25 protein-coding genes, 1 tRNA gene and 1 pseudogene are annotated in these 24551 nt (G+C 63.3%); 17 read left to right on the top strand and 10 right to left on the bottom strand.

The features are described from left to right. Positions 1 to 268: 268 nt before the first annotated feature. The 4 genes from leuA to EJ072_RS23955 all read left to right on the top strand — a co-directional run bounded on the left by leuA (position 269) and on the right by EJ072_RS23955 (position 5739). Positions 269 to 2008, top strand: a complete 1740-nt coding sequence (gene leuA, locus EJ072_RS23970) for a 2-isopropylmalate synthase (RefSeq protein ID WP_126081593.1) — start codon at positions 269 to 271, stop codon at positions 2006 to 2008. Between the two features lie 195 nt (positions 2009 to 2203). Then, entirely contained in the window at positions 2204 to 3985 is a 1782-nt protein-coding gene (locus tag EJ072_RS23965; RefSeq protein WP_126081592.1) for a hypothetical protein, read from the top strand. 259 nt (positions 3986 to 4244) lie between these two features. Next, positions 4245 to 5048, top strand: coding sequence for an alpha/beta fold hydrolase (locus tag EJ072_RS23960; RefSeq protein WP_126081591.1), 804 nt, complete (start codon positions 4245 to 4247; stop codon positions 5046 to 5048). Positions 5049 to 5121: 73 nt separating this feature from the next. Next, positions 5122 to 5739, top strand: coding sequence for a hypothetical protein (locus tag EJ072_RS23955; RefSeq protein WP_126081590.1), 618 nt, complete (start codon positions 5122 to 5124; stop codon positions 5737 to 5739). Here EJ072_RS23955 and EJ072_RS23950 read toward each other — a convergent pair. Further along, complete coding sequence (locus EJ072_RS23950) at positions 5729 to 6661, bottom strand: metallophosphoesterase (protein WP_126081589.1); 933 nt, start codon at positions 6659 to 6661, stop codon at positions 5729 to 5731. The genes EJ072_RS23955 and EJ072_RS23950 overlap by 11 nt on opposite strands. Positions 6662 to 6729: 68 nt before the next feature. Between EJ072_RS23950 and EJ072_RS23945 the strand changes: the two genes are divergently transcribed. Then, on the top strand, positions 6730 to 7233 hold the full coding sequence (locus EJ072_RS23945) for an NUDIX domain-containing protein (protein ID WP_126081588.1): 504 nt from the start codon (positions 6730 to 6732) through the stop codon (positions 7231 to 7233). Here EJ072_RS23945 and EJ072_RS23940 read toward each other — a convergent pair whose 3' ends face one another. Next, a complete protein-coding gene (locus EJ072_RS23940; protein WP_126081587.1) occupies positions 7234 to 8220 on the bottom strand; it encodes a glutathione S-transferase family protein in 987 nt (328 codons plus the stop codon). Positions 8221 to 8491: 271 nt separating this feature from the next. Here EJ072_RS23940 and EJ072_RS23935 point away from each other — a divergent pair, with 271 nt between their 5' ends. The 6 genes and pseudogenes from EJ072_RS23935 to EJ072_RS23910 all read left to right on the top strand — a co-directional run bounded on the left by EJ072_RS23935 (position 8492) and on the right by EJ072_RS23910 (position 13233). Beyond that, complete coding sequence (locus EJ072_RS23935) at positions 8492 to 9097, top strand: N-acetyltransferase (RefSeq protein ID WP_126081586.1); 606 nt, start codon at positions 8492 to 8494, stop codon at positions 9095 to 9097. 27 nt (positions 9098 to 9124) lie between these two features. Further along, complete coding sequence (locus EJ072_RS23930) at positions 9125 to 9886, top strand: 3-hydroxyacyl-CoA dehydrogenase (protein WP_126081585.1); 762 nt, start codon at positions 9125 to 9127, stop codon at positions 9884 to 9886. 4 nt (positions 9887 to 9890) lie between these two features. Then, complete coding sequence (locus EJ072_RS23925) at positions 9891 to 11078, top strand: CaiB/BaiF CoA-transferase family protein (RefSeq protein WP_126081584.1); 1188 nt, start codon at positions 9891 to 9893, stop codon at positions 11076 to 11078. Between the two features lie 36 nt (positions 11079 to 11114). Then, the gene (locus EJ072_RS23920; RefSeq protein ID WP_126081583.1) at positions 11115 to 11885 is read left to right on the top strand and encodes a HugZ family protein; all 771 of its coding nucleotides are present in this window, start codon (positions 11115 to 11117) and stop codon (positions 11883 to 11885) included. Between the two features lie 158 nt (positions 11886 to 12043). Next, entirely contained in the window at positions 12044 to 12382 is a 339-nt protein-coding gene (locus tag EJ072_RS23915) for a metalloregulator ArsR/SmtB family transcription factor (RefSeq protein ID WP_126081582.1), read from the top strand. Between the two features lie 52 nt (positions 12383 to 12434). Beyond that, positions 12435 to 13233 (top strand): annotated as a pseudogene (locus EJ072_RS23910) (RNA methyltransferase). Positions 13234 to 13274: 41 nt separating this feature from the next. On the opposite strand, the gene EJ072_RS23905 reads toward EJ072_RS23910, so the two are convergent. Then, positions 13275 to 14417: a hypothetical protein gene (locus tag EJ072_RS23905; RefSeq protein ID WP_126081581.1), complete on the bottom strand. Its 1143-nt coding sequence runs from the start codon at positions 14415 to 14417 to the stop codon at positions 13275 to 13277. Positions 14418 to 14551: 134 nt separating this feature from the next. Next, positions 14552 to 15133, bottom strand: coding sequence for an EipA family protein (locus EJ072_RS23900; RefSeq protein WP_126081580.1), 582 nt, complete (start codon positions 15131 to 15133; stop codon positions 14552 to 14554). Between the two features lie 338 nt (positions 15134 to 15471). Here EJ072_RS23900 and EJ072_RS23895 point away from each other — a divergent pair, with 338 nt between their 5' ends. Further along, positions 15472 to 16101, top strand: a complete 630-nt coding sequence (locus tag EJ072_RS23895; protein WP_042640350.1) for a histidine phosphotransferase family protein — start codon at positions 15472 to 15474, stop codon at positions 16099 to 16101. A gap of 221 nt (positions 16102 to 16322) precedes the next feature. Then, positions 16323 to 16691, top strand: a complete 369-nt coding sequence (locus EJ072_RS23890; RefSeq protein WP_126081579.1) for a response regulator — start codon at positions 16323 to 16325, stop codon at positions 16689 to 16691. 68 nt (positions 16692 to 16759) lie between these two features. Here EJ072_RS23890 and ctrA read toward each other — a convergent pair whose 3' ends face one another. Next, a complete protein-coding gene (gene ctrA / locus EJ072_RS23885; RefSeq protein ID WP_006203583.1) occupies positions 16760 to 17455 on the bottom strand; it encodes a cell cycle two-component system response regulator CtrA in 696 nt (231 codons plus the stop codon). A gap of 450 nt (positions 17456 to 17905) precedes the next feature. On the opposite strand from ctrA, the gene EJ072_RS23880 reads away from it, so the two are divergent. Further along, a complete protein-coding gene (locus EJ072_RS23880; RefSeq protein ID WP_126064596.1) occupies positions 17906 to 18283 on the top strand; it encodes a flagellar export protein FliJ in 378 nt (125 codons plus the stop codon). Between the two features lie 102 nt (positions 18284 to 18385). Here EJ072_RS23880 and EJ072_RS23875 read toward each other — a convergent pair whose 3' ends face one another. Next, positions 18386 to 18784: a helix-turn-helix domain-containing protein gene (locus EJ072_RS23875; RefSeq protein ID WP_126081578.1), complete on the bottom strand. Its 399-nt coding sequence runs from the start codon at positions 18782 to 18784 to the stop codon at positions 18386 to 18388. A gap of 91 nt (positions 18785 to 18875) precedes the next feature. Here EJ072_RS23875 and EJ072_RS23870 point away from each other — a divergent pair, with 91 nt between their 5' ends. Further along, positions 18876 to 19802, top strand: a complete 927-nt coding sequence (locus EJ072_RS23870) for an NADP-dependent oxidoreductase (RefSeq protein WP_126081577.1) — start codon at positions 18876 to 18878, stop codon at positions 19800 to 19802. Between the two features lie 61 nt (positions 19803 to 19863). Here EJ072_RS23870 and EJ072_RS23865 read toward each other — a convergent pair whose 3' ends face one another. After that, complete coding sequence (locus tag EJ072_RS23865) at positions 19864 to 20139, bottom strand: DUF1153 domain-containing protein (RefSeq protein WP_006203587.1); 276 nt, start codon at positions 20137 to 20139, stop codon at positions 19864 to 19866. 254 nt (positions 20140 to 20393) lie between these two features. On the opposite strand from EJ072_RS23865, the gene mnmA reads away from it, so the two are divergent. After that, positions 20394 to 21584 (top strand): tRNA 2-thiouridine(34) synthase MnmA, encoded by a 1191-nt coding sequence (gene mnmA / locus EJ072_RS23860; protein WP_126081576.1) that lies wholly within the window; start codon positions 20394 to 20396, stop codon positions 21582 to 21584. A gap of 34 nt (positions 21585 to 21618) precedes the next feature. Here the strand turns inward: mnmA and EJ072_RS23855 are convergent, their stop codons facing one another. Next, positions 21619 to 22584: a Gfo/Idh/MocA family oxidoreductase gene (locus tag EJ072_RS23855; RefSeq protein ID WP_126081575.1), complete on the bottom strand. Its 966-nt coding sequence runs from the start codon at positions 22582 to 22584 to the stop codon at positions 21619 to 21621. Between the two features lie 252 nt (positions 22585 to 22836). Here EJ072_RS23855 and EJ072_RS23850 point away from each other — a divergent pair. Continuing rightward, positions 22837 to 22913, top strand: a tRNA-Met gene (locus EJ072_RS23850). A 397-nt stretch (positions 22914 to 23310) separates the two neighbouring features. Here the strand turns inward: EJ072_RS23850 and EJ072_RS23845 are convergent. Then, the gene (locus tag EJ072_RS23845; RefSeq protein ID WP_126081574.1) at positions 23311 to 23823 is read right to left on the bottom strand and encodes an OmpA family protein; all 513 of its coding nucleotides are present in this window, start codon (positions 23821 to 23823) and stop codon (positions 23311 to 23313) included. Positions 23824 to 23832: 9 nt separating this feature from the next. Continuing rightward, the gene (locus tag EJ072_RS23840; protein ID WP_126081573.1) at positions 23833 to 24492 is read right to left on the bottom strand and encodes a L,D-transpeptidase; all 660 of its coding nucleotides are present in this window, start codon (positions 24490 to 24492) and stop codon (positions 23833 to 23835) included. Between the last annotated feature and the right edge of the window lie 59 nt (positions 24493 to 24551).

Genomic DNA, 24551 nt, shown 5'->3' with positions numbered 1-24551 from the left:
CCGCCATGACCACGCGCGTCCGCTCCGTCGCTTCTTCTCGCCCCGGCTTTGCCGGCGGGACCGCGCGCGCGCTCGCTTCCACCCTGCTTCTTCTCGGCCTTATCGGCGATCGCCGGGTTCGCTGAAGGAGCGCCCGGCGGTCGATACCCGCCGCCTCAGGCGCATGCTCCTTGGCAAAGTCATAATCAAGCGAATGCAATTCTGGTAGAGGCGACGCTCGCCATCAATCCGCCCAAGGCGAACATGCGAGCCGCCCGGAGAAGAGACGATGAACGCACGAGAAGAAATCCGCGCCGACGAGGCTGAAGCCGGGAAGCGCGCGGCCGGCCACATGCCGGATGCAGCCCGCAAGTACCAGTCTTACCCCACTGTCGGCCTGACCGATCGCACCTGGCCGAACAAGGTGATCGACAAGGCGCCGATCTGGTGCTCGGTCGACCTGCGCGACGGCAACCAGGCGCTGATCGACCCGATGGGTCATGAGCGCAAGGCGCGCATGTTCGCGCTGCTCCTCGACATGGGCTTCAAGGAAATCGAGATCGGCTTCCCCTCGGCCTCGCAGACCGATTTCGACTTCGCGCGCTGGTGCATCGAGGAAGGCGGCGTGCCGCGCGATGTATCGCTCCAGGTGCTGGTGCAGTGCCGGCCAGAACTGATCACACGGACCTTCGAGGCGCTCAAGGGCGCGCACCGCCCGATCGTGCATTTCTACAATTCGACCAGCGAATTGCAGCGCCGCGTCGTCTTCGAAAAGGACGTCGCCGGCATCAAGCGCATCGCCACCGACGCCGCCAAGATGATCACCGACATGGCGGCCAAGGCCGGCGGCGGCTACCGCTTCGAATATTCGCCGGAAAGCTTCACCGGCACCGAGCTCGACGTCGCGCTGGAGATCTGCAACGCCGTCACGGAGATCGTGAAGCCGACGGCCGACAACAAGCTGATCATCAACCTGCCCTCGACGGTCGAGATGTCGACGCCCAACGTCTATGCCGACCGCATCGAATGGATGTGCCGCAATCTCGACAACCGCGAGAACCTGATCATCTCGCTGCATCCGCACAACGACCGCGGCACAGGCGTCGCCACCACCGAGCTTGGCCTGATGGCCGGGGCCGACCGCGTCGAAGGCACGCTGTTCGGCAATGGCGAGCGCACCGGCAATGTCGATATCGTGACGCTGGCGCTCAACATGTTCACCCAGGGCGTCGATCCGGAGCTCGACTGCTCCGATATCAACCGGATGAAGGATGTCTACGAATATTCGAACCAGCTGAAGATCCCGGAGCGCCATCCTTATGTCGGCGAGCTGGTCTACACGGCTTTCTCGGGCTCGCATCAGGACGCTATCAACAAGGGCATGAAGGCGCTGAAGAAGGCCAACACTCCGATCTGGGAAGTGCCTTACCTGCCGATCGATCCGGCCGATGTCGGCCGCACCTATGAGGCGATCATCCGCATCAACTCGCAATCGGGCAAGGGCGGCATCGCCTATGTGCTGCAGGCGGATTACGGCCTCAATCTGCCGCGCAATCTGCAGATCGAGTTCAGCCAGGCGATTCAGGCGATCACTGACGCGGAAGGCAAGGAAGTGCCGGCCAAGCGCATCCACGAACGCTTCCTCGAAACCTATATCGACCAGCCCGGCGCGCGGCTGAAGTTCCTCGACCACCGCACCTTCCCCGATACCGAGGTGAAGGGCCGACGCATCGTGGAGGCGGATATAATCGACAATGGCAGGGAAGTGACGATCACCGGCTCGGGCACCGGCCCGATCGACGGCTTTGTCGATGCGCTCTCGCGCCATGTCGGCGTCGACATGTCGGTGCTCGACTATTCCGAGCATTCCTTGCAGCGCGGCTCCAACGCCTCGGCCATCTCCTATGTCGAGATGGAATATCCGGGCGGCAAGCTGTTCGGCGCCGGCATCAACACCAACATCGTCGCCGCCTCGCTGGAGGCCGTCGTTTCGGCCGCCAATCGCATCATCGGTGGTAAGGCCGGCTGACCAGTCAGGCTCCCGAACACGACGCGCCTTGCGGACGCGCCGTGTTGAAAGCAGACGCAACTTCCTTGTCGTTCGTTAACCGGCGGGGGAATTTCCGGTGGCTTACGCGATCACATAACAGAAGCATCCTTGTGCGCCGGCGCGAGCGCTATATTATCGCGCCCTAACCTGTGCCGAGTTCGGAAGGATCGACACTTGGAGCATGCCCCGCCTGCCGCCCCCGCAGTGCGCGAGACATTGGAGCGACTGCTTGCCAGCGAGACGTTCGGACGATCCGAGCGTGCCCGCAGGCTTTTACGCTACCTGGTAGAGCGCGAGCAGGCTGGCGAGGCGGACAGGCTGAAGGGCGTTTCCATCGCCATGGACGTCTTCGGCAAGGACGGCGATTTCGACGCCTCCACCGACGCCGTGGTCAGGGTTCAGGCCGGTCGCCTACGCGAGCTCCTGGATCAGTACTTTGCCAATGAAGGCATCGCCGAACCGGTGCGTATCGCGATCCCGCGCGGCGGCTATATCCCCTCCTATGAGCTGAACGCAATCCGCCTGCCCGGTGACGCAAGGTCCGCCACCGGCAACATCGCGCGCCAACCCCAGGCATCGGCCGAAGCCGCTCCGGCGGCCGACTATCTCGACAGCCCGACATCGGACGAACCCGTGCCGTTTATGGCGCCGGCCGCGCCTGCACAATCACTGACGCGGCAACTGCGATTCTTCTGGGCTGCCATGGTTCTGGTCATTGCCATGCTCGGCGTGCTCATCTTTCGCCAAGGCGATGCCTTGCTCGGCGGCGGCGACACGGCGGTCGAAACGGCGGGCATCGCCGGAACCACGGCCCAGTCAGTATTCGACTCCTTGCCGCTCATCTACATTGCCATGAACGCCGATGGAGCAGAGGCAGCTCGCGTCGCATCGTCGTTGCGCGCCGGTCTTGCCGGTTTCGACACCATCGACTTCATCGGGCGCGCTCCGGATTCAACGCGCGATCAATCGGCCGACCCGATCAGTTTCGTCTTCGATATTGTTCCCGGCCCCGCCGCCGGCGACGTCACGGTCGAGCTGCAAAGCGTCGCGACCGGTCGGGTTCTGCTGTCGCGCAACCTGACATCGGCCGAAACCGCGCCCGGCGCGGTTGAAAGCAACATCGCCAGCCTTCTGACATCGACCATTCCCGCTTCCGGCGCGATCTACAGCTACATCGACCAGAGCGACATCAGGACCAGCCAGATCGGGTGCCTGGTGCTCGACGACCGCTACTTTCTCGACATGAACGCCCAGTCGCACGAGGTTGCGTATCGCTGCCTGGAGAAGCTTGCCGCCGACGGCACCAAATCGTCGCTCGTCTATGCGGAACTGGCCGCGCTTCATGGAGAGGCCGTCACCGCCCACTATCCCTATCCGCCAGATGCGACGCTCGAAAAGGCCATGTCGCTTGCGCACCGCGCCGTTCAGATGGGGCCTATGAACCCGCACGCGCATCGTGCCCTCGGCTACCTCAACTCGCGCCTCGGCAACGCGGACGAAGCGATCCGCTTGACGCGCAAGGCCTACGAACTCAACCCATATGATCTCGGCATGGCCGCCGCCTATGGCTATGGGCTGATCTTCGCCGGCAAGTATGATGAGGGAACGCCGATCCTGGGCCACGCGGTCGAGGCCTTCAGCGGCCATCCGACCTGGTGGGATTATGGCCTGTTCGTCGGCGCCTTCATGCAGGGCGATATGAAGAAGGCCGCCATCGCCAGCGAGTCGCTGCGCACGACGGCATCCAAGTCGCATTATCTGGCCGCGCGCCTGATCGGCGCCAGGCTTTCGGGCCGCGACAAGCTGGCGGGCGAGCTTGCCAACGAGCTCATCGCCGAATTCCCGAAATTCGCCGCCGACCCGCGCGCGACGTTCGTCGACCGCAAATATCCCGCGGATCTCACCGATCGGCTAGTGCAATCCTTGCGTGCCGCCGGGATCGGCAATCCGACCTAGTTAATGTGAAGCGGTTTTCCGTCTGAAATTGCGGAATCGCATCAAGACTAGGACATAGGCACACCTTACGCCCGTGTTTGGGCCACCTGATCGCAGCAGCGGAAGTATCACGCTGTGATCCGACACCTATTAGGACGGGCTTCCACGTCGAGCGCCTGACGGAGCGCTTCGGTCGCGAAAATTTTACTAGCCACAGGTCTGGATCAGGAGCAATTCAGCCACAATTTCTGATTGCTGCCTGCTCACCGCTCCTTTTTTCATGCTTCCACTCCCTTATGCCGTCGAGGCCGGCGCTGATCCGAAGACGATCGTCTTTCTGCATGGCTTTGGAGCCTGCCGTGAGATCTGGCGTGACGTCATGGCACCGCTGGCGGCCGAAGCGAGAATATTGGCCTACGATCTGCCGGGCCATGGTCATTCGCTGCAATGCGAGGGCATGGGCGGGGCCAAGCCGGCCGCGCGGGCCATCCTCGCCGATCTTGCCGCCCGTCAGCTGGCCAAGGTCCATCTCGTCGGTCATTCCATGGGCGGCGCGATCGCGACATTGATGGCGCTAGCCGATCCTGGCCGGGTGGCTTCGCTCACGCTGTTGGCGCCCGGCGGCTTCGGCCCGGAGATCAACGCAGCCCTGCTGCGCCGCTATGCGGCGGCTTCCGGCAGGAAGCAGATCCGCGCCAGCCTTGCGGCCATGTCGGCCCCGCGCAGCGTGCCGCCTGACCACGTGGTGGATGCGCTTTGCCTCATGCGCGAACAGCCCGGCCAGTTGCAGACCTTGATCGATATGGCGGCCGCGATAACCAAGGATGAGCGGCAAGGTGTCATCCCTCGAGCGCAGCTCGATGCGCTCGACATGCCGGTGATGGTTGTTTGGGGAGCGGAGGATCCGCTCCTGCCTGTCGGGCAGGCCGAGGCCTTGCCGTCGCATTTCCATCTGCACCATGTCCTTGACGCGGGTCACATGCTGGTCGAGGAGGCTCCGGACCTGATTGCCGAGATCGTGCGTCGCAACACGCGACGGCGGGCCAGGCGACAACGACCGGTGTACGGGGCGGCAGCAAGCTGACCGGCGCTATCATTCAGTGCATTTTGCCGGCGATTGTGTTAACTCGCTGTTAACCAACAGCGAGACAGCCGCCATGAAGGATGCAGGCGACATAATCACCCCGATCGAGCCATCGCGAAAGCTTTCGGATGCCATACGCGACGTCAAGAACGCCTTCGCCGACCGCGATGACGTGGTTGTCGACATGCGCGAGGCGCACCGCATGCGGCTCGATCTGCTGGCAGCCGAGCTTGCCTCCGTCTTTGCCGATGTCCCGGCTGACATGGACAGCTTCGACTTCGCCGTCTCGTCGGGCCTGCAGCCGCGGCTATGGATCGATGCGGTGAGCCACGTCGCCATGGGACGCGACCGCCGAACCTACCGCTTCCTCAAGGACACGCGCGTCGGCCGCGTGGTGCTGGCTGAATCGACCGAGATGAAAGCCGTCGCCGATGCTGTCACGCGCTACGTGGCCGAACGTGTCGTCGAGCGGCAGCACATGATGGAGGGCGGCATGGAAAGCGCCGTTCCCGGCCTGCATCGTCACGTGGTCCAGGAAGCGGAGCCGCCCATCCGATCCGAAACCGGCCGCAACGGCTGGACGACCTTCTTCGCCGGCCTCGGCCTGATCGCCGCCGGCGCCCTTGTCGGCCTGGCGGTTTCGCTGGTCTTGTTCTGGGACCGCATCATGCAGATGAAGATCAGCTTCTGACGAGTTGGCGCCCGTCTGCCGGCACGTCAAGGTCCATGCTTTGGAGGTCCGACGGCGGCATGGCCGGTCCGGTCAGCCCGCGCCGGGTCAGGCGCAGGCGCCAGTTGCCCCTTTCACCACTAATTTCGAACATGTTGTACTGCGCCGCCGGATGTTTGCCACCCGGCGCCTGGCCGGCGGCGGCGACCCCTACCACCGGCACCTTGGCCCCGCGTGCACCGATGGCGAACAAGGACGGCAGGTGCGAGTGACCGTGCAGGACGAGTTCCGCGCCATGCCGGCGGACGACCTTGTGGAACCGGGCAATGCCGAACAGCCGCTTGTGCTGCGGTACTGCGCCGCGCACCGGCGGGTGGTGGATCATGATGATCCGGAAGAGTCCCTGTTTGACCGTATCATCGAGGACCTTGCCGAGCCGTTCGGCCTGCCCTTCCATGAAGAAGCCGTTGGCCATGAAGGGTGCGGTGGCGCGCGCCGTGGTGACGCCGATCAGCGCGACATTGCCGCGCACGCGCAGATACGGAAAGGAATTGCGGTCGACCGGACTGTTGACGCCGTCGCCCGTCATCCAGGGAGCCCAGGCCCGGCAGACCTTGTCGAAAGCGCCCGGCACATAGGCATCGTGATTGCCGGGGACCACGGAAACGTCGTGCGGCGATCCGAGCGTCTCCAGCCAGTGCTTGGCCATCTCGATCTCGCCGTCGAGCGCCAGGTTGACGAGGTCTCCGGTGACGGCGAGATGGTCCGGCGCGTTCGCCTTGATGTCGGCGACGATCGTGTCGATGACGGCATCATGCATATGCCGGCGTCGGTTGCGCTGCCAGTTGACATAGCCCAGCACGCGCTTGGACGCGAGGTCGCGATAGGTTACATCGGGCAGCGGTCCCAGATGAGCATCGGAAATATGCGCGAGCCTGAACATGACCCCTTCTTAAGCGACGCCGGCGAGGCTTTCCACTCACCCTTTGCTGTTCGCCCAGGGATCGTTCGATGACCGGCACAGGCGATCCGGAAGAGGCGTTCCGCCAGACCGGCTGGCCGGGCCTGCGGGCCAGGTTCTTCCATTTTTACTTTCTGTTGCGCCGCCCGATGACGCTCGGCGTGCGCGGCCTGGTCTACGAACGTGCCTCCAACGCCGTCTTCCTGATCCGCCACACCTATGTTCCCGGCTGGCAGTTGCCCGGCGGCGGCGTCGAGTCCGGCGAGACGCTCGAGGAAGCGTTGACGCGCGAGCTGGCCGAGGAAGGCAACATCGCGCTTACCGCGCCGCCGGTGCTGAGGTCGATGCATTTCAACCGCCGCTCCAGCAAGCGCGACCATGTCGGCCTTTATCTGATCGAAGCTTTCAGCCAGACCGCGCCGAAACTGCCCGACCATGAAATCGCCGAGGCAGGCTTCTTCCCGCTCGACAGCTTGCCAGAGGGCACGACCCCGGCGACGCTCCGAAGGATGGCCGAGATATTTGGCGGGGAGCGCATCTCACCCTACTGGTAATCACGCCGCTTTCCTGAACCTGCCCCGGTCATGGGCGGCCGCATAATCGAGCTCCGGTCCCACCGGGACAACTCCCGTCGGATTGATCGACCTGTGGCTGCCGTAATAATGCGCCTTGATGTGGTGAAGGTTGACCGTGCCCGACACGCCGGGCACCTGATAGAGATCGCGCAGATAATTCGACAGGTTCGGGTAGTCGGCGATGCGGCGCAGATTGCATTTGAAGTGGCCGACATAGACCGGATCGAAACGAACCAGCGTCGTGAACAGCCGCCAATCGGCCTCGGTGATGTGTTCGCCGGCCAGATAGCGCTGTCGCGACAGCCTCTCCTCGATTGTGTCGAGCGCCTGGAACAATTCGCCGAAAGCTTCCTCATAGGCTTCCTGCGTGGTGGCGAAACCGGCGCGATAAACGCCGTTGTTGATTGCCGGGTAGACCTGCGCATTGATCCTGTCGATCTCCGCGCGCAGCGCCGCAGGATAGAAGTCGAGACCCGCATCGCCCCATTCGTCGAAGGCCGAATTGAGCATGCGAATGATCTCGGAGGACTCGTTGTTGACGATGGTCTCTTGCCTCTTGTCCCACAGCACCGGCACCGTCACGCGGCCTGAATAGGTCGGATCGGCCTTGGCGTAGATCTGGTGCAGGAAATCGAGGCCGTAGAGCGTGTCCCCGGTGGCGCCGTCCTCGGCTTTAAAGGTCCAGCCGTTTTCGCCCATGAAGTGGTGCACCACGGAGACGGAGATGATGCCGTCGAGCTTCTTCAGGGCACGGAAGATCAAAGTGCGGTGCGCCCAAGGGCAGGCGAGCGAGACATAGAGGTGATAACGGCCGGGTTCCGCCTTGAAGCCCCGCCTTCGGCCCTGCGCCGGACTGCCGTCACGCGTGATCCAGTCGCGCCATTGCGACTCTCTGCGTATGAACCGTCCGCCGCTGTCAGTCTCGAACGGGCGGTCCTGCCATTTGCCTTCGATCAGCATTCCCATGCGGCAATCTCCCTGGGGTTCGCAACAATCTAGGCCGATAGCCGGGTTGGCGAAGCCCTTCGGCGCTGAACAGTTCGTCAAATGACACAAAGAAAGACAAAAAGCGCCGATTGCAGCGGCACAAAATTGGTGCTAGCGGAGGCGCCCATGTTCGACTTTGCCGCGATCCGGTTCGACCGACGACGAAAGGGCGCCCGCGCTTAACAAGCGCTGACTGGCGAACGCTGCCGCTTTGCAGCAAACCTTCCTCGCATACCGGAACGCAAAGACCATGAGCCTTGCCGACGTGAAATACCTGCCGGAAACCCCGGCCCATGATGCTGAAATCGAAGCCATCAACGACGAGGCCTTCGGCCCGGGCCGCTTCGTGCTTGCCGCCTACAAGATCCGCGAGTCGGGCGGGCATGACCGCTCGATGTCCTATGTCGCCGTCAAGGACGATACGGTCATCGCCTCGGTGCGCATGACGCGCGTGGCCGCGGGCGCGGGACGCGCCATGATGCTCGGCCCGCTTGCGGTGCGCCCCGCCTTCAAGAATCTCGGCATCGGCCGCAAGCTGGTCACGATCGCGCTGGAAGCGGCCAGGAAGGCCGGTGCGCCTGCCGTCATCCTGGTCGGCGACGAGCCGTATTATGGACCGCTGGGCTTCAAGCGCTTCCCGCGCGGGCAGATCACCATGCCACGCCCGGTCGACCTCGACCGGCTGCTGCATCACGAGATCAAGCCGGGCGCCGTCGCCCGCTTCGCCGGCGAAGTCGGCCACGCCAGCATGGCAAGGGTCGCGGAGTTAGCGCCGGCATTGGCGCGCCCGGCAGCAAGCGCGTCGCTCTCGATCGACCCGGCTATTGCGGTTGCGCCGCCTTTGCGGGCTTCGTAGCATAATCCGGAATCCTGGGAGGCTTGCATGAACCCGAACGGCCAGATTGCGATCGTCACCGGCGGCGGATCGGGTCTTGGCGAGGCAACGGCGCGCACGCTTGCCGACAAGGGTGCTCGCGTCGCCATCCTCGATGTCGGCATCGAGCGCGCGGCGAAGGTCGCGGCCGACATCGGCGGCATCGCGGTCCAATGCGACGTCTCTAGCGGCGACAGCGCCACGGCCGCGATCGCCGAAGTGGCTGCAAAGCTCGGTGAACCGCGCATCCTGGTCAATTGCGCAGGCATCGCCATCGGCGTGAAGACGATCGGCAAGGACGGACCGCATCCGCTCGACCAGTACCGCAAGGTTATCGAGATCAACCTGATCGGCACGTTCAACATGATCCGCCTCGTTGCCGATCGGGCGGCGAAGCTCGATCCGCTTGTTGGGGGCGAGCGCGGCGTCATCGTCAACACCGCCTCCGTTGCCGCCTATGACGGCCAGATCGGGCAAGCCGCCTATGCCGCTTCCAAGGGCGGCGTCGTCGGCATGACGCTGCCGGTGGCGCGCGATCTGGCGCGCTCCGGCATTCGCGTCTGCACCATCGCGCCCGGCATCTTCAAGACGCCGATGATGGCCGGCATGCCGCAGGACGTGCAGGATTCGCTCGGCGCCGCCGTGCCCTTCCCGCCGCGGCTCGGCGAGCCGGCGGAATATGCCTCCCTTGCCCTCCACATCATCGAGAACCAGATGCTGAACGGCGAGACCATCCGCCTCGACGGCGCCATCCGCATGGCGCCGAAATAGCGGGATGACCGGATCGCCGACAGGTGCCGGTGTTTCCACCGAAAGGACAGGCCCGCTCGCCGGCCTGAAAGTCATCGAGATGGCCGGGCTTGGTCCGGTGCCGCTTGCCGCCCTGATGCTGGCCGAGATGGGTACCGATGTGTTGCGGATCGAACGCGCCGATGCCGGCCAGCCGCTTCTGAACCCGCCTGAAGAATACAACCTCGACCGGCACGGCCGTTCCATCCTCAAGCTCGACCTCAAGCGTCCGGCGGGCACGGAGCTGTTGCTGCGGCTCGCGGCACGGGCCGACTTGCTTGTCGAAGGCTTCCGCCCCGGTGTGATGGAGCGCCTCGGCCTCGGGCCCGATATTCTGCTCCAACACAATCCGGCGCTGATCTATGGCCGACTGACCGGGTTCGGCCAGGACGGACCGCTGTCCGGGCGAGCCGGGCACGACATCACCTATCTCGCTTATGCGGGCCTGCTGCACGCGATCGGCAGGAAGGACACGCCGCCGGTGCCGCCGCTCAATCTCGTCGCGGATCAAGGCGGCGGCGCGATGATGCTGATTGCCGGCATGCTCGCCGCCCTTTTCCAGCGTTCGCTGACCGGAAAGGGCCAGGTGGTCGATGCCTCGATGATCGAGGGGGCCTCAATGCTCGCCGCACCCATCCACGCTTACATGGCCGCTGGTCTGTGGAGCGACAGGCGCGGCGAGAACCTGCTCGATTCCGGCGCGCCGTTTTACGACACCTATGAGACGGCGGACGCGAGGCACATTGCCGTTGGCTGCCTCGAACCGCGCTTCTTCGGCGAATTCGCCAGGCTGCTGCCGCTCGCCGGGCATTTTGTCGGCAGCCAATATGACAGATCGTCGTGGCCCGCGATGCGCGCCGCCATTGCCGAGCGGGTCAGGGAGAAAACGCGCGACGAGTGGGCCGAGCTTTTCGCCACGTCCGATGCCTGTGTCGCGCCCGTGCTGTCGCTGGTCGAAGCCAGGAACCACCCGCACAATCGCGCCAGGCAAAGCTTTGTGACGTCTGGCGGGTTCGAACGCCCGGCGCCGGCGCCGCGTTTCTCGCAAGCCCCGGCAGCGGCTGCGGCAGCACCGGCCGCCGCTGATCGCGAGACCGCAAGCATATTGGCCCGTTTTGGCTTCAGCCAGGAGGAAATCGCGGCCCTTGCAAAGGCGGGTGTACTCGGCCGATAACCGGAGAGCAGAAATCAACTTATCTCGGGTGAGCTTGTGACCGAATCGAAAAAAGATGTCATTCGCCAGACCGACGCCGAAGCGATCAGGTTGGCGAAAACCTTGATCCGCGCAGCGCGTTTCGGCGCGCTCGCGGTTATCGAGCCCGGCACCGGCGCGCCGCTGGCGAGCAGGGTCGGCGTCGCCACCGACATCGACGGCGCGCCGCTGATCCTGATCTCGATGCTGTCCGCGCACACCAGTGCGCTTGTCGCCGATCCGCGCTGCTCGCTGCTGCTTGGCGAACCCGGCAAGGGCGATCCGCTGGCGTATCCGCGCATCAGCCTGGCATGCCGGGCCGTGCGGCTGGAGCGGGGATCGGCCGACCAGGTCCGAGCCGAACGCCGCTACCTCAATCGCAATCCGAAGGCCAAGCTTTATGCCGAACTCGGCGATTTCTCGTTCTTCCGGCTCGAGCCTGGGCGCGCCAGCCTGAATGGCGGCTTCGGCAAGGCCTATCTTCTCGAGCGCGATGATTTCATCATCGGCGGCGCCCTTGTCGAGGAACTGGCCGGCAGCGAGCAGGCAGCACTCGATCACATGAATGCCGACCATCGCGACGCGATTGCCCTTTATGCCCGTCACTTCGGCCGCGCCGCGGGCGACGGCTGGACCGTCACCGGCTTCGATGCCGACGGCATGGATCTCGCCGCACCGGACGCGACCTGCAGGATCTTCTTTCCCCAGCCTTTGCAAGCCGCGCGCGAATTGCGTTCGGTGCTCGTCCAGATGGCGAAAACGGGACGCGCGGCAGAGCAAGAGCGATAGTTGATCGCGCGCCGGCGAAAGCAACGCTTGATAGTTAAACGAAATGATCTACCTTTGTTATGGCGCTGATTCAGCAGCGCCTGTCGACATCTGAACATTGTGGAATCAGGCGCCATTGCCCCCTGGCGCCAGGATGAGCCAGGACCCTTGGGGGATCTATGATCTCAAACAGACTAATGGCCAATGCGGAATCGGCCGCCGCCTTTCTCACTCTCATGGGTAACGAAAAGCGTTTGCTGATCGTGGCCCATCTGATCGACGAAGAAATGTCGGTCGGCGCCATCGCCGAAAAGGTGCAACTCAGCCAGTCCGCGCTGTCGCAGCATCTCGCCAAGCTGAGGGCGCTCGATCTTGTCGAGACCCGGCGCGACCGCCAGATGATCTACTATTCCTGCAAATCCGAAGCGGTGCGCGAATTGCTGCGCATGCTGGAAGGCATTTTCGGCGACGGCGATCTCTCTCAGATGGCCTATCGGTTGCGTCGCGCCGGGGCTTGACCCGCGGCGCCAGTGGCTCATTACCTCGCTGACCATTCTCGGCGAGGCCTGTATGAACATCATCCCTATCGACGATCCCCAGGACCCGCGCGTCGCCGCCTATCTTCCACATCCGCGAGCGTGACCTCGTCGGCCGCCACGGCCGCTTCGTCGCCGAAGGCAAGGTGGTGCTGGACCTCTTGCTGTCGACAGGGCGCTTCGCTGCCGAGTCGGCTCTTATCCTCGAAAATCGGCTGGCGGGCCTGCAGGAAATCCTGCGCAAGGCGCCTTCGGATTTCCCGATCTATGTCGCGGCCGGCGAGGTCATGGACCGGATCGCCGGCTTCCACATGCATCGCGGCGTCCTGGCGATCGGCATGCGCGGCGATCCGGCGCCCGCCGAGCTTCTGGTGCAAGACTTGCCTCGGCAAGCCTTGGCCGTCGTCCTGGTCGGCATCTCCAATCACGACAATATGGGGGCGATCTTCCGCAATGCCGCGGCCTTCGGCGCGGACGCGGTACTGCTCGACCGGACCTGCTGCGATCCGCTTTACCGCAAGGCGATCCGCGTTTCGGTCGGCGCGGCGCTGAAGGTTCCCTTCGCGTCCTTCGACGATACCGCAGCCTTCACCGCGACGCTCGATCGGCTTGGCTTCAGCCAGTTCGCGCTCTCGCCGCGTGGCGCAACCAACATCCGCGATGCGGAGCGGCCAGCACGCCTGGCGCTCTATCTCGGCACTGAAGGCGAAGGCCTGCCACAAGAGCTGCTTGCCAGACTGCACACGGTACGGATCGCCATGGCGAAAGGCTTCGACAGCCTGAACGTCGCGGCAGCTTCGGCCGTCGCTTTGCATCACTTTTCAAACCGGTAGTGGCCCGCGGAACAGTCCGGGGGCGCCTCGCGATCGTCTCCTCAGTTGGACGAGCCGGCCTTCTGCAACGCCCTCACGCGGTCGGCAAGGCTGATGCCGCGCCCATTCTGCTGCCCCTCACTCGCCAGCGCCTTGGCGATAGTGGAATCCGGCCCTTCGAGCTTCATCGTCAGATTGACCACCTCGGCCGCCAGTTCGTTCATCTGTTCGCGAAGGCCGGCGCCGGAGCGTGCATCGCCCGCCGATTCCGGCATTACTGTCCCCGAGTCGGCAAGATCGGTTTTCAGCCGCTTGTTCTCACGCGCCAGGGCCGTCAGCCTTGCCTCCAGCCGTTCCCGGTCGGCCTCGAGCTTGGCGATCGCCTTGTCGACATCGTCGCTTTTCGCATCCGGGCCGGCAGTCAGCCGCGCGACGCCGTTTGCCACGGCGGTCTCCTTCGAACGTTCGCGCATTCGAGCAAGGTCCTTCTCGCGCCGGTCGAGCTTCTCCTCACGGTCGGCGAGCGTGGCGAGCAGCCGCTCCACCTTCTTCTCGAGCTCGGCCGTTTTCTTCTTCTCGACCTTCAACGCTTCGCGCGCAGCCTTGCTTTCCGAGGCGATTTCCTGGCTGTGGCGGTCCGCCTCCTTGCGCTGGCCCTTGAGCAACGCGATGTCGCTGGCGAGCTTTTCCAGCTCGGACTCGCGCGCAACCAGCTCGATCTGGCGGTTCGACGACGAGAAACTGGCGTCATCATACATCTGCTCGAGCTTCTGCAGCTCCAGCGCACGCTTCTCCAACGCCCGCTCGGCCTGCGCGTGCTTTTCCGAGAGGCGGTGCAAATCCTCCTCGCGTTGCCTGAGCTCCGCATTTTTGGCCTGCAAATCGGAGAGCGCCTGGTTCTTGTCCTTCTTTTCGACCGCGAGCCCCTTCAGGGCCTCGTGCCCGCGAGCGATCTCCACCAGCTGCTCGGCCACCTTCTCCTGCAAGTTCTTGACGGTTATCTCCAGCCGGCGCGTCGTCATTGCATATTCCGCCCGGACCCGGTCCTTGTCCGCCTGGATCTCGGCTTGTGTCAGCGGCAGCGACGCCTCCAGGCGTCTGCGCGTCAGCACGACGGCCCGCCGCCAGACCGCCGGCGCGATCAGCGACACCAGGAAAACGGCGCACAGGAAACCGAGTGCGAAGAACAGAACCGACTGGACCAAGGCGAGCTATCCACTTTACGGAGCGGCAATCGCTGGATTGTGCCATCTTGGCATGGCGGAAATTCAACGCTGCGGCAAGAGCTTGCCGCGGCGTGATCAGCACGGTCCGAGCGATTGTAACGGGCAGAACCCGATCAGAACGGGTTCCAGGTCGGCCTTTCGGTGAGCTTCAGATAGCCGAGATTGACCCCGAGGCGGGCGCCGACGCCGGTGCGGATCGGCACCAGCAGCACGCGATTGCTCTGCAGCACGTTGAAGCCCACGCCGGCAATGACATAGGCGGAGCCCGCAACGCCGCCGAAGCGGTTGTAGAGGCTGCTGATGTCGTCGAGGTTGTAGACCAGCATCATCACCCGGGAGCCCTCGCCGCCGAAATCCCAGCCGAGCGACGGCCCTTGCCAGAATACCTTATGGTCGCCGGCGTTCTTGGTGTAGAGCGTCCCCTCGCCATAGGTCAGGCCGCCGATGAGGGCCCCGGACCCCTCCTCGCCCAGCAGGTAGCCGTTCGGCAGGCCGTAGGACGCGAATATCTTCTCGACGACTGTGGCCAGGCCACCGGATGTCTCGCCGAAGAATTTATGACCGGAATCGATGATTTCCTGAGCTGTGTACTGTTGAGCCCGCGATGCCGCGGTCGAAAGGATCAAAGCCCCTAGGAGTGTGATGGTCACGGTAAGGACACGGACGAATGTCCGGTCGTAGTATCGGGAAAACATGCTTCCAATCTCCGTCAGGGAGCACTTTCGCCGACGCCTCGCACCCTTGCGGCTCTTGGCGGCCGTTCAGGGTGGCTATCACGGGCAAACTATGCCGTAATCCTTTTTCAACCATTAAGCTCCCACACGAAGATGGCGGTTCGAAGGCTGGGCTTTAGCCCCGACCACCGGTTTTCCCCCCGTGAACGCACCATTTTCAGGCTCGGCAATTTGGATTTGTTGCTGCGCGCTCAGGCGCTGTGTATTCAGAAAGCCTTGGGGAGGCACGTGATTCGTGTGGGCGGGCGCGAAAACGGTCGCTCAGCCGTGAACAAGTGACTTAAGCAGGGATTTCACCGATGGCCGAGCTCTTCACTCTTTCCGCGCCCGATCTCGCAGCGCTGCTTTGCAGCCGCGTCTGCCACGACATCATTTCGCCGGTCGGCGCAATCAACAACGGCCTGGAACTGCTCGACGAAGGCGGCGCCGACGAAGACGCCATGAAGCTCATTCGCCAGAGCGCCAAAAACGCCTCGGCGCGGCTGCAGTTTGCCCGCATAGCCTTCGGCGCCGCGGGTTCCGCCGGGATGATGATCGACACCGGTGATGCCGAAGCCGTGGCCATCGCCTTCTTGAAGAACGAAAAACCGGAACTTGTATGGAACGGCTCGCGCGCGCTGCTGCCCAAGAACAAGGTCAAGCTGCTGCTCAACCTCATTCTTGTCGCCCATGCGGCGATCCCGCGCGGCGGCAAGCTGGTGATCACGCTGGAAAACCTCGAAACCGAACCGCGCTTTTCGCTGTCGGCCAGTGGACCGATGCTGCGCGTGCCGCCGAAATTCCTCGAACTGCATTCCGGGCATAAGCCGGAGGAGCCGATCGACGCCCATTCGGTCCAGCCTTACTACACGCTGCTCCTGGCGCGCGAGGCCAACATGACGATCTCGATCCACGCGACTCCCGAAGAGATCGTGCTGACGGCCGCCTAAGAAAATAGAAGTATCTCTTATTGCTAATATTTGCGGCGGCTGTGCAGATCGAGCAATGCCGGCCGTGATCCATGTAACAGCGTCGTGACCAAAAACCGCGCGATGCCCTGTTTGGAAAAACTTTACCTAACGGCTTTTCAGCTTCTTTACCAGATTGGCCTATGATCATCGCCGGTTACCCGGAGGCTGCCGGTTCGGCAGATGGCAAAGAGGATCCGGACATGAAGCGTTGCCTTTTCGTCGATGATTCGAGCGTCATCAGGAAGGTCGCTAAACGTATTCTTGGCGGCTCGGACATCATTGTCGTCGAGGCGTCGACCGGGGTCGAGGCTACCGAAATCTGCGCCGACGGCATGCCGGACGTCATCGTCATCGACGGCGGGCTGGCCGACGTCCAGGCGGTGGACCTTATTCGCCGCATCCGCGCTATGGAAGCTCCCATCAAGCCCCAGATCCTGGTCTCGCTGGTCGAGGTCGATGTGGCCGCGATCATGCGCGCCAAGCGCGCCGGCGCACAGGGCTATCTGCTGAAGCCCTTCAACCGCGCGCAGTTGCTCGAAAGCTTCCGTTTCCTCAAGATCGCCGCCTAATTCGCAGGGAGCGGTCCAACAAAAAACCCGGCCTGAGCCGGGTTTTTGCTTGAAACCGTTTGGATCGCTTACGCGCTGACGCGGATATCTTCCGGTTCGCGCAGCACATAGCCGCGGCCCCACACCGTCTCGATGTAGTTCTGGCCACCGGATGCCGCGTCGAGCTTCTTGCGCAGCTTGCAGATGAAGACGTCGATGATCTTCAGCTCCGGCTCGTCCATGCCGCCATAGAGATGGTTGAGGAACATTTCCTTGGTGAGCGTGGTGCCCTTGCGCAGCGAGAGCAGCTCCAGCATCTGATATTCCTTGCCGGTCAGGTGCACGCGCTGACCGCCGACCTCGACGGTCTTGGCGTCGAGATTGACCACCAGGTCGCCCGTGGTGATGACCGACTGGGCGTGGCCCTTGGAGCGGCGCACGATGGCGTGGATGCGCGCCACCAGTTCGTCCTTGTGGAACGGCTTGGTCATATAATCGTCGGCGCCGAAGCCGAGGCCGCGCACTTTGTCCTCGATACCGGCCATGCCGGACAGGATCAGGATCGGCGTCTTGACCTTGGAGAGGCGCAGCGTGCGCAGGACTTCATAACCCGACATGTCGGGGAGATTGAGATCCAGAAGGATGATGTCGTAATCGTAGAGCTTGCCGAGGTCGACACCTTCTTCGCCGAGATCGGTCGTATAGACGTTGAAGCTCTCCGATTTCAGCATCAATTCGATGCTCTGTGCGGTTGCACTGTCATCTTCAATCAGCAGAACACGCATTTCATTCCCCTTTTCTGCTGCCGGGCCGTGTCACGACCCGTCCGGGACCCGGAGCAGTGATTGCCTGAACAGAAGGTGCCACCGACTGGTTAACAAATCCTAATTTCGTGTCATACACGATACCAGATTTTTTAACCCCTTTCTACACCCACTTGAATCTAATAACGAATCACATACGCAAACCGCTAATGCACCACATCAAAAAGTCAGCCTAAGTGACTCCAGAGACTCGCTGGCCTGGGCTTCCGCCGAGAGCCGGAAATTTTTACCCGGCCTTAAGTCCTCGCCCGTATGATTAACAATGCCCGTAAACGAATGGTTACCGCCGGCGAAAATCTTTAGGGCTTTGTTTCCTATAGCCCAGGGAAAGCCGGGGGAAACGGGCGGCGCTTGGGTCGTTCCGGGCGGACTGGACGGTATTGCAGGTGTGCGTTTGCGGAGTATCGAATCATGAAGTCACGTGAAAACCTCGTTCGGCTGAAGCAATTTCAGGTGAATGAGAAGCGGCGGCAGCTCTTGCAGCTGGACATGATGATCGCCGAGTTCGAACGCATGGCCGTTGAGCTGGAAGCGCAGATCATCGCCGAAGAGAAAAAAGCCGGCATCACCGACATCAACCATTTCGCCTATCCGACCTTCGCCAAAGCGGCCCGCCTTCGCCGCGACAACCTTAGAAATTCGCAAAGCGACCTCGCCCAGCAGCGAAGCACTGCCGAATCATTACTCGGCGAAGCTGAAGCGGAGCTTTCCAAGGCGGAGATGCTGGAATCGCGCGACACCAAGATCCGCGACGCCGAAATAGGCGGCCGCAGCGCCATGATCGGCTGATTGCCGGCATATTGCAGTCATTGCGGCAGACATATCGAGCCGGAGGCATTCCGCCGGCAGCTTCAGCACCGCCAGCCGGTCGAATCAGCCTCGTCGCCTGCTTCAGGACACGGCCATCTCGTCATGATCAGCCGATGCCCGGGCTCGGGCTTCCTTGATTTCCGGCGCATGCTCTTCGGCCCATGAGCGTATCTGGCTGAGCAGCCCCGCCAGGTTCTGGCCAAGCTCCGTGAGTTCATACTCCACGCGCGGCGGAATGACGGGAAACATCTCGCGCCGCACAAGACCGTCGCGCTCCAGCACACGCAGCGTCTGGGTCAGCATCTTGGGCGTGATGCCTTCCATCTTGCGCGCCAGCTCGCCATTGCGCAACCGGCCGCGCCGCAGCGCGCAGACGGTAAGATAAACCCATTTGCTGGCCAGCATCTCGAGCACGGTGTGCGACGGGCAGGTGCGCCGGAACGCGTCGTAACCGAGCGGTGAAACATCTTCACTATCCATAGGGTGCCTATATATCAAAAAGGTGCATACTCGACAATCAGCTATTACTATCCAAAAGATAGCGGCACATCCACTTGAACAGGAGGCGTTCATGCGTGCCGTTGTCCAGACTTCCGTCGGCGGACCCGAGGTCCTTTTCGTCGCCGAGCAGCCTGACCCCGCGCCCAAGCCCGGCGAGGTGCTCGTGCGCGTCAAGGCGGCGGGCATCAACCCAGTCGACGGCGCCGTGCGCGGCGGTTCCCACCCACTGCTCGGCGAGCCGCCCTTCATTCTCGGCTGGGATATTTCAGGAATCGTCGCCGCGCTCGGCGCCGGCGTGACCGCCTTCAAGGTCGGCGACGCGGTATTCGGCATGCCGCGCTTTCCCAAGCAGGCTGGAGCCTATGCCGAGCTTGCCGCGGCGCCGGTGGACGAGATAGCCGCGAAGCCCGCGGCCATCGACCACGCGCATGCCGCGGCCTTGCCGCTCGCCGGCCTGACGGCCTGGCAGGGCCTCGTCCGCCACGGCCGCCTGCAGGCGGGCCAACGCGCGCTGATCCATGCCGGTGCCGGCGGCGTCGGCCACCTGGCGGTGCAGATCGCCAAGGCGCTTGGCGCCTACGTCATTGCCACGGCCAGTCCAGGCAAAACGGATTTCGTCCGCGCGCTCGGCGCCGACGAGGTGATCGACTACGCCAAGGACGATTTCACGGGGAAAGTCGGCAATGTCGATCTGGTTCTGGATCCGATCGGCGGCGACCATGCCGACCAGTCGCTGGCAGTCCTGCGTGACGGCGGCGTTCTGGTTTCGCTGCTCAACGTTCACGATGCCACCAGGGCGAAGGCCAGCGCGCGCGGTATCCACGTCGAGCGCATGTCCGTGGTGCCCGACCGCGATGGTCTGGTCGAGCTTGCCAAGCTGGTGGATGCAGGCAAGCTCTCGCCACATGTGGCGAAGACCTTCCCGCTCGACCAGGCGGGAGCAGCCCATGCATTTTTGACCACCCGACCAATTGGCAAGGTCGTGCTGACGGTCTGAGGTTTTACAAAAGCGAAAAGGGCGCGGAACGTCGCGCCCTTTTCGTTAATGTCTGTCCAGCCTAGTGCCGGTATTGCTGGATCCGCGTGGTGCGCAGCCCGGCAAGGCCGTATTCGTCGATCGATGCCTGCCAGGATAGAAATTCTTCGGTGGTGAGCTTGTAGCGCTGGCAGGCTTCCTCAAGGCTGAGCAGGCCGCCGCGCACCGCTGCGACAACTTCCGCCTTGCGCCGGATAACCCAGCGCCGCGTGTTCGTCGGCGGCAGATCGGCGATGGTAAGAGGGCTGCCGTCGGGCCCAATAACATACTTGACTCTAGGTCTAACCAGATCGGTCATCGTACTCTCTACTAAAAACTCAAAGACCCAATCCCCGCCACAGTACCGCCACAGCTTTAAAAATTGCCTAAGCGAACCCTAATCACTAGGTAAGGATCGTGAACGCCCGGTTAGGATATCGTTTAGAATTTGAAACACCGGCCTCCAGGCCCTGAAATTGCCGGTAATTTCGTCCTGGGCCGCAAGCTGGCGCAGGCGGGGCGCTTGACCTATATTCCGGCCATTGGCATTGAGCGCCGCACAGTGAAAGCACCATGAACAGCCTCAACCTCCCTCGCCGCCCAGAAGAAACCCGCGTCGTCGTCGCGATGTCGGGCGGTGTCGATTCGTCCGTGGTCGCGGGCATCCTGAAGCGTGAAGGCTATGACGTCGTCGGCGTGACGCTGCAGCTCTACGATCACGGCGCCGCCACCCATCGCGCCGGTTCGTGCTGCGCCGGCCAGGACATAGACGACGCCCGCCGCGTTTCCGAAACGCTCGGCATTCCGCATTATGTGCTCGACTATGAGGAGCGTTTCCGCAAGGCGGTCATCGATCCCTTTGCCGAGAGCTACGTCGCCGGCGAGACGCCGATCCCTTGCGTATCGTGCAATCAGACGGTGAAGTTCGCCGACCTTCTGGCCACCGCGCAGGATCTCGGCGCCGACGCCTTGGCCACCGGCCACTACATCCGCTCGCGCGCCAACGGCGCGCATCGCGCCCTCTACCGGCCGGTCGACGCCGACCGCGACCAGAGCTATTTCCTGTTCGCCACCACGCAGGCGCAGATCGATTATCTGCGATTTCCCCTCGGCGGCCTGTCCAAGCCGCAGGTCCGCGCCATTGCCGAGGAGATGGGGCTGACCGTCGCCGCCAAGCAGGACAGCCAGGACATCTGCTTCGTCCCGCAGGGCAGATATTCCGACATCATCGCCAAGCTGAAGCCCGCGGCCGCCAACCCAGGCGACATCGTCCATATCGATGGCCGCGTGCTCGGCCGCCACGAAGGCATCCTGCGCTACACCATCGGCCAGCGCCGCGGCATCGGCATCGCCTCCGGCGAGCCGCTCTATGTCGTCCATCTCGACGCCGACCGGGCGCGCGTCATCGTCGGCCCACGCGAGGCGCTGGAGACGCACAAGATCTATCTGCGCGCCATGAACTGGCTTGGCGACGGGCCGCTGTCGGACGTTCCGGCCGGCGGCATCGAGCTCTTCGCAAAAGTCCGCTCGACCAGGCCGCCGCGCCCGGCCGTGCTGCATCACCGCAACGGCGTGACGTCGGTCGAGCTGGCCGACGGCGAGTCCGGCATCGCGCCCGGACAGGCCTGCGTGCTCTATTCCGACGACGGCAACGAGGCGCGGGTGTTCGGCGGCGGTTTCATCGAGCGTTCCGAGCGTGGCGCCGAGGCCGAGGCCATGCTGTCCAGGCTTGCGGCGAGGCCGGCGCAGATTCCCGCCGAGTGAGTTCTTAGTCTTATCGTCGCTGCTTCAGGACGGCTCAGACCGACGAGCCGGTGTGTATGACCGTGCCGGCGGTCAGGATGCGCAGCACCCGGATCGCTTCCTCGCCATCGGTGCGCGGCTCGGCGCGCGTCTCGATGCATTGCATGAAATGGGCAAGCTCGCGCGTCAGCGGCATGCCCTCGCCGACCGGCACGTAGGAGGGCTCGTTGGCCGTGAACGCCCATTGGCCGCTGTCCTGCCAGACCGCGTGGCGGTAGACAGCAAGCTTGCGCTCCCAGGGCTCGACGTCGTCGAACACGGCCATCGCCTTGGTGCCGACGACCGTCAGCCGCCGCTCCCGATAGGGATTGAGGCGCGAGGCGAAGAGATGGCTGCGCAGGCCGTTCGGGAAGCGCATATGCAGATGCGCGAAGTCGCTGAGATTGTCGAGCAGCGCCGCGCCCTCGCCCCTCACCTCGATCGGCTCGGTGCCGGTGATGGCCAGGATCATCGACAAGTCGTGCGGCGCAAGGTCCCAGAGCGCGTCGTTCTCGGTGTGAAACTTGCCGAGACCGAGCCGGTGCGAATGGATGTAGCGAACCTCGCCGAGCTCGCCATTGTCGATCAGCCCTTTCAGCGTCTCGAAGGCCGGATGGAAGCGCAGCACATGGCCGACCATGAAGACACGGCCATTGTCCTTGGCCGCCTTCACCGCGCGCTCGGCGTCCGCGACGGTCAGCGCGATCGGCTTCTCCACCAGCACGTCCTTGCCGCTTTCGACGGCCCGCACGGCGGTGTCGGCATGGAATTGCGGCGGCAGCGCCATGACGATGGCGTCGATATCGTTTCTCTCGAACAGCCTGTCCGGCTCGATCGCCAGGCAGTCCTGCTCGCTGGCGAAACCTTCGGCGCGGGCGCGGTTGACGTCGGAAACGGCATAGAGCGCGCCAAGCGCCTTGAGGGTGCGGATATGGTTGCTGCCCCAGTATCCGCAACCGAGGACGGCGATGCGCGGCTTCATTCGTTCAAACTCTAGAATTTCATGGCCGAGACATAGCGACGTGCCCCGCCGAACTCAACCCCGGGAGATGTCCTGAGTGTCTGTCCGGCAAAGCTTTTCTGGGATGAGATTGGGCCGGCCGGATTATGCCCACATGTCGGCCTCATCCAAGCTTGACAGGCTCACCCTCCCAACCTTATATCCGCGCGACCTTGGCGAACGCCTCGCGACGCCCGTTCCTTCTGGACGGTTTTCCGGGCCATTTGCCACCCTGGCGGGGTAGCTCAGTTGGTTAGAGCACGGGAATCATAATCCTGGGGTCGGGGGTTCAAGTCCCTCTCCCGCTACCATCTTCCCCCTACTCCTTGGACGCTGTGGGGAAGGCGTTGTTGCCAAGAGTGCCGTCATCCGACCAGCGATTTCGACTTCAACGCGCCGGTTTTCGAGGATCTCGAAACACCGTAACGGTTTCGATCAGGCCACGCATTGCCCCTGCACATCCGGAATCGCCAGGAAGCAATGCCCTTGGCACGCCCCGTCCGAAGTTGGTTCAGTTGCCCCTCGTAGCGGGCGAGCACCGCAGGGTGCAGCACGATCGGTCGCAGCGGGTACCCGATGCAACCCTGCCAAAATGCTCTTGGGCTCTTCGTTCAGCGTTGTTGATTGCGGTCCCAGCACGGTTGGGTCGCCATGGCCCTTCGCAATGGCGTTGACCAGCCGCTCCCATCTCCTGAGACAACTCCCCCTCTACGGCTCGTCCCTCTCATCGCGCAAATTAGACACAACGCGGCGGTTCTGCGACCTGCAGGCGGCGTCAGGGCAGTCGCGGACGAGCCTGTCCTTGCCGTAACCCTTGGCCCACATGCGACTACGGTCTATGCCGCCGGCGGCGAGGTAGTCCATCACTGCATCGGCGCGCTGCTGCGACAGCGCCGTTTCGTTTGCGCCGGGATCGTCGGCGAAACCCTGCAGCTTGAGCAGCCAGCGCGGATACTTTGCTAACCAGGCGATCTGGGTGTCGAGGGTGGTCTTGGCGACAGAATCGAGCGCGGCCGAACCTTTCGTGAAATAGGTGCGGCGGCCGACATTAAGGATAAAATCCTCCTCACTGCCCGGCTGCACGTTCTGGAAGGCGGCAATCTCGGCGTTGGTGACGTCGGGCGTGGAAGGGGCCAGCGTGTTGCTGGTCGAGCAGGATGCGGTCAGCACCAGTAGGCTGGCGGCGAGCAGCCGGCGGGTGTTTTCAATCATGCGGTCCATGAGGCGCCATCATTCGACAGAGGTGGAAGCGGGCGCCTGGTCGGCGATGTGCGGCAGGACTTCCACCGCGGTGCCGATCGGGCACCGCTGGTAAAGGTCGATTATGTCTTCCGGGAACATGCGGATGCAGCCGCTGGAAGCGTCGGTGCCGATGCTCCATGGCTCCAGCGTACCGTGCAGGCGGTAGCCGATGTCGGCGCCGTCGCGGTACAGATAGAGCGCGCGTGGCCCGAGCGGATTGTTGGACGCGCCGCCTGCGATCATGTCCGGCAGTTCCGGCCTGCGCTTACGCATTTCGGGCGGCGGGACCCATTGCGGCCATAGCGCGCGGCGCTCGATCGTCGCGCGACCGTACCATTTGAAGCCTTCCTTGCCGACGCCGACGCCGTAGCGGATGGCGGTCTTGTTTTCCATGATGAGGTAGAGGAAGTGGTGGCGGGTATCGACCACGACGGTGCCGACCGGCTCGCTGCTGAAATACTTGACGATCTGGCGATGCCATCTCTTGTCTATCTTGGCGAAGTTGGTCTTTCGATAGACGAAATTGTTGTCGATGGCGGTGCCGGCGAAAAAGGATTTCGCGGTCGCGGCTTGAACAATATTGCCGGTTGCACCGACCGCGACCAGCGCCAGGCCGCCGATCACGACACCCCTGCGTGATAGAACCATCGGCAATCCCCCATGCCTTAAGCCTAGCAAGACCATAGTTGAGAACTATTTCGCCTCAA

It is taken from the genome of Mesorhizobium sp. M2A.F.Ca.ET.046.03.2.1 (assembly GCF_003952425.1).
Lineage (GTDB): Bacteria > Pseudomonadota > Alphaproteobacteria > Rhizobiales > Rhizobiaceae > Mesorhizobium.
The sequence above is the reverse complement of the archived record's forward strand: the minus strand, read 5'-3'. Positions and strand labels throughout refer to the sequence as shown.

Bases quoted from the DNA above. Each gene is read 5' to 3' on its own strand.
- leuA (WP_126081593.1), top strand. From the start codon at position 269: ATGAACGCACGAGAAGAAATCCGCGCCGACGAGGCTGAAGCCGGGAAG.
- EJ072_RS23960 (WP_126081591.1), top strand. From the start codon at position 4,245: ATGCTTCCACTCCCTTATGCCGTCGAGGCCGGCGCTGATCCGAAGACG.
- EJ072_RS23955 (WP_126081590.1), top strand. From the start codon at position 5,122: ATGAAGGATGCAGGCGACATAATCACCCCGATCGAGCCATCGCGAAAG.
- EJ072_RS23950 (WP_126081589.1), bottom strand. From the start codon at position 6,661: ATGTTCAGGCTCGCGCATATTTCCGATGCTCATCTGGGACCGCTGCCC.
- EJ072_RS23945 (WP_126081588.1), top strand. From the start codon at position 6,730: ATGACCGGCACAGGCGATCCGGAAGAGGCGTTCCGCCAGACCGGCTGG.
- EJ072_RS23940 (WP_126081587.1), bottom strand. From the start codon at position 8,220: ATGGGAATGCTGATCGAAGGCAAATGGCAGGACCGCCCGTTCGAGACT.
- EJ072_RS23935 (WP_126081586.1), top strand. From the start codon at position 8,492: ATGAGCCTTGCCGACGTGAAATACCTGCCGGAAACCCCGGCCCATGAT.
- EJ072_RS23930 (WP_126081585.1), top strand. From the start codon at position 9,125: ATGAACCCGAACGGCCAGATTGCGATCGTCACCGGCGGCGGATCGGGT.
- EJ072_RS23925 (WP_126081584.1), top strand. From the start codon at position 9,891: ATGACCGGATCGCCGACAGGTGCCGGTGTTTCCACCGAAAGGACAGGC.
- EJ072_RS23915 (WP_126081582.1), top strand. From the start codon at position 12,044: ATGATCTCAAACAGACTAATGGCCAATGCGGAATCGGCCGCCGCCTTT.
- EJ072_RS23900 (WP_126081580.1), bottom strand. From the start codon at position 15,133: ATGTTTTCCCGATACTACGACCGGACATTCGTCCGTGTCCTTACCGTG.
- EJ072_RS23895 (WP_042640350.1), top strand. From the start codon at position 15,472: ATGGCCGAGCTCTTCACTCTTTCCGCGCCCGATCTCGCAGCGCTGCTT.
- EJ072_RS23890 (WP_126081579.1), top strand. From the start codon at position 16,323: ATGAAGCGTTGCCTTTTCGTCGATGATTCGAGCGTCATCAGGAAGGTC.
- ctrA (WP_006203583.1), bottom strand. From the start codon at position 17,455: ATGCGTGTTCTGCTGATTGAAGATGACAGTGCAACCGCACAGAGCATC.
- EJ072_RS23880 (WP_126064596.1), top strand. From the start codon at position 17,906: ATGAAGTCACGTGAAAACCTCGTTCGGCTGAAGCAATTTCAGGTGAAT.
- EJ072_RS23875 (WP_126081578.1), bottom strand. From the start codon at position 18,784: ATGGATAGTGAAGATGTTTCACCGCTCGGTTACGACGCGTTCCGGCGC.
- EJ072_RS23870 (WP_126081577.1), top strand. From the start codon at position 18,876: ATGCGTGCCGTTGTCCAGACTTCCGTCGGCGGACCCGAGGTCCTTTTC.
- EJ072_RS23865 (WP_006203587.1), bottom strand. From the start codon at position 20,139: ATGACCGATCTGGTTAGACCTAGAGTCAAGTATGTTATTGGGCCCGAC.
- mnmA (WP_126081576.1), top strand. From the start codon at position 20,394: ATGAACAGCCTCAACCTCCCTCGCCGCCCAGAAGAAACCCGCGTCGTC.
- EJ072_RS23855 (WP_126081575.1), bottom strand. From the start codon at position 22,584: ATGAAGCCGCGCATCGCCGTCCTCGGTTGCGGATACTGGGGCAGCAAC.
- EJ072_RS23845 (WP_126081574.1), bottom strand. From the start codon at position 23,823: ATGGACCGCATGATTGAAAACACCCGCCGGCTGCTCGCCGCCAGCCTA.
- EJ072_RS23840 (WP_126081573.1), bottom strand. From the start codon at position 24,492: ATGGTTCTATCACGCAGGGGTGTCGTGATCGGCGGCCTGGCGCTGGTC.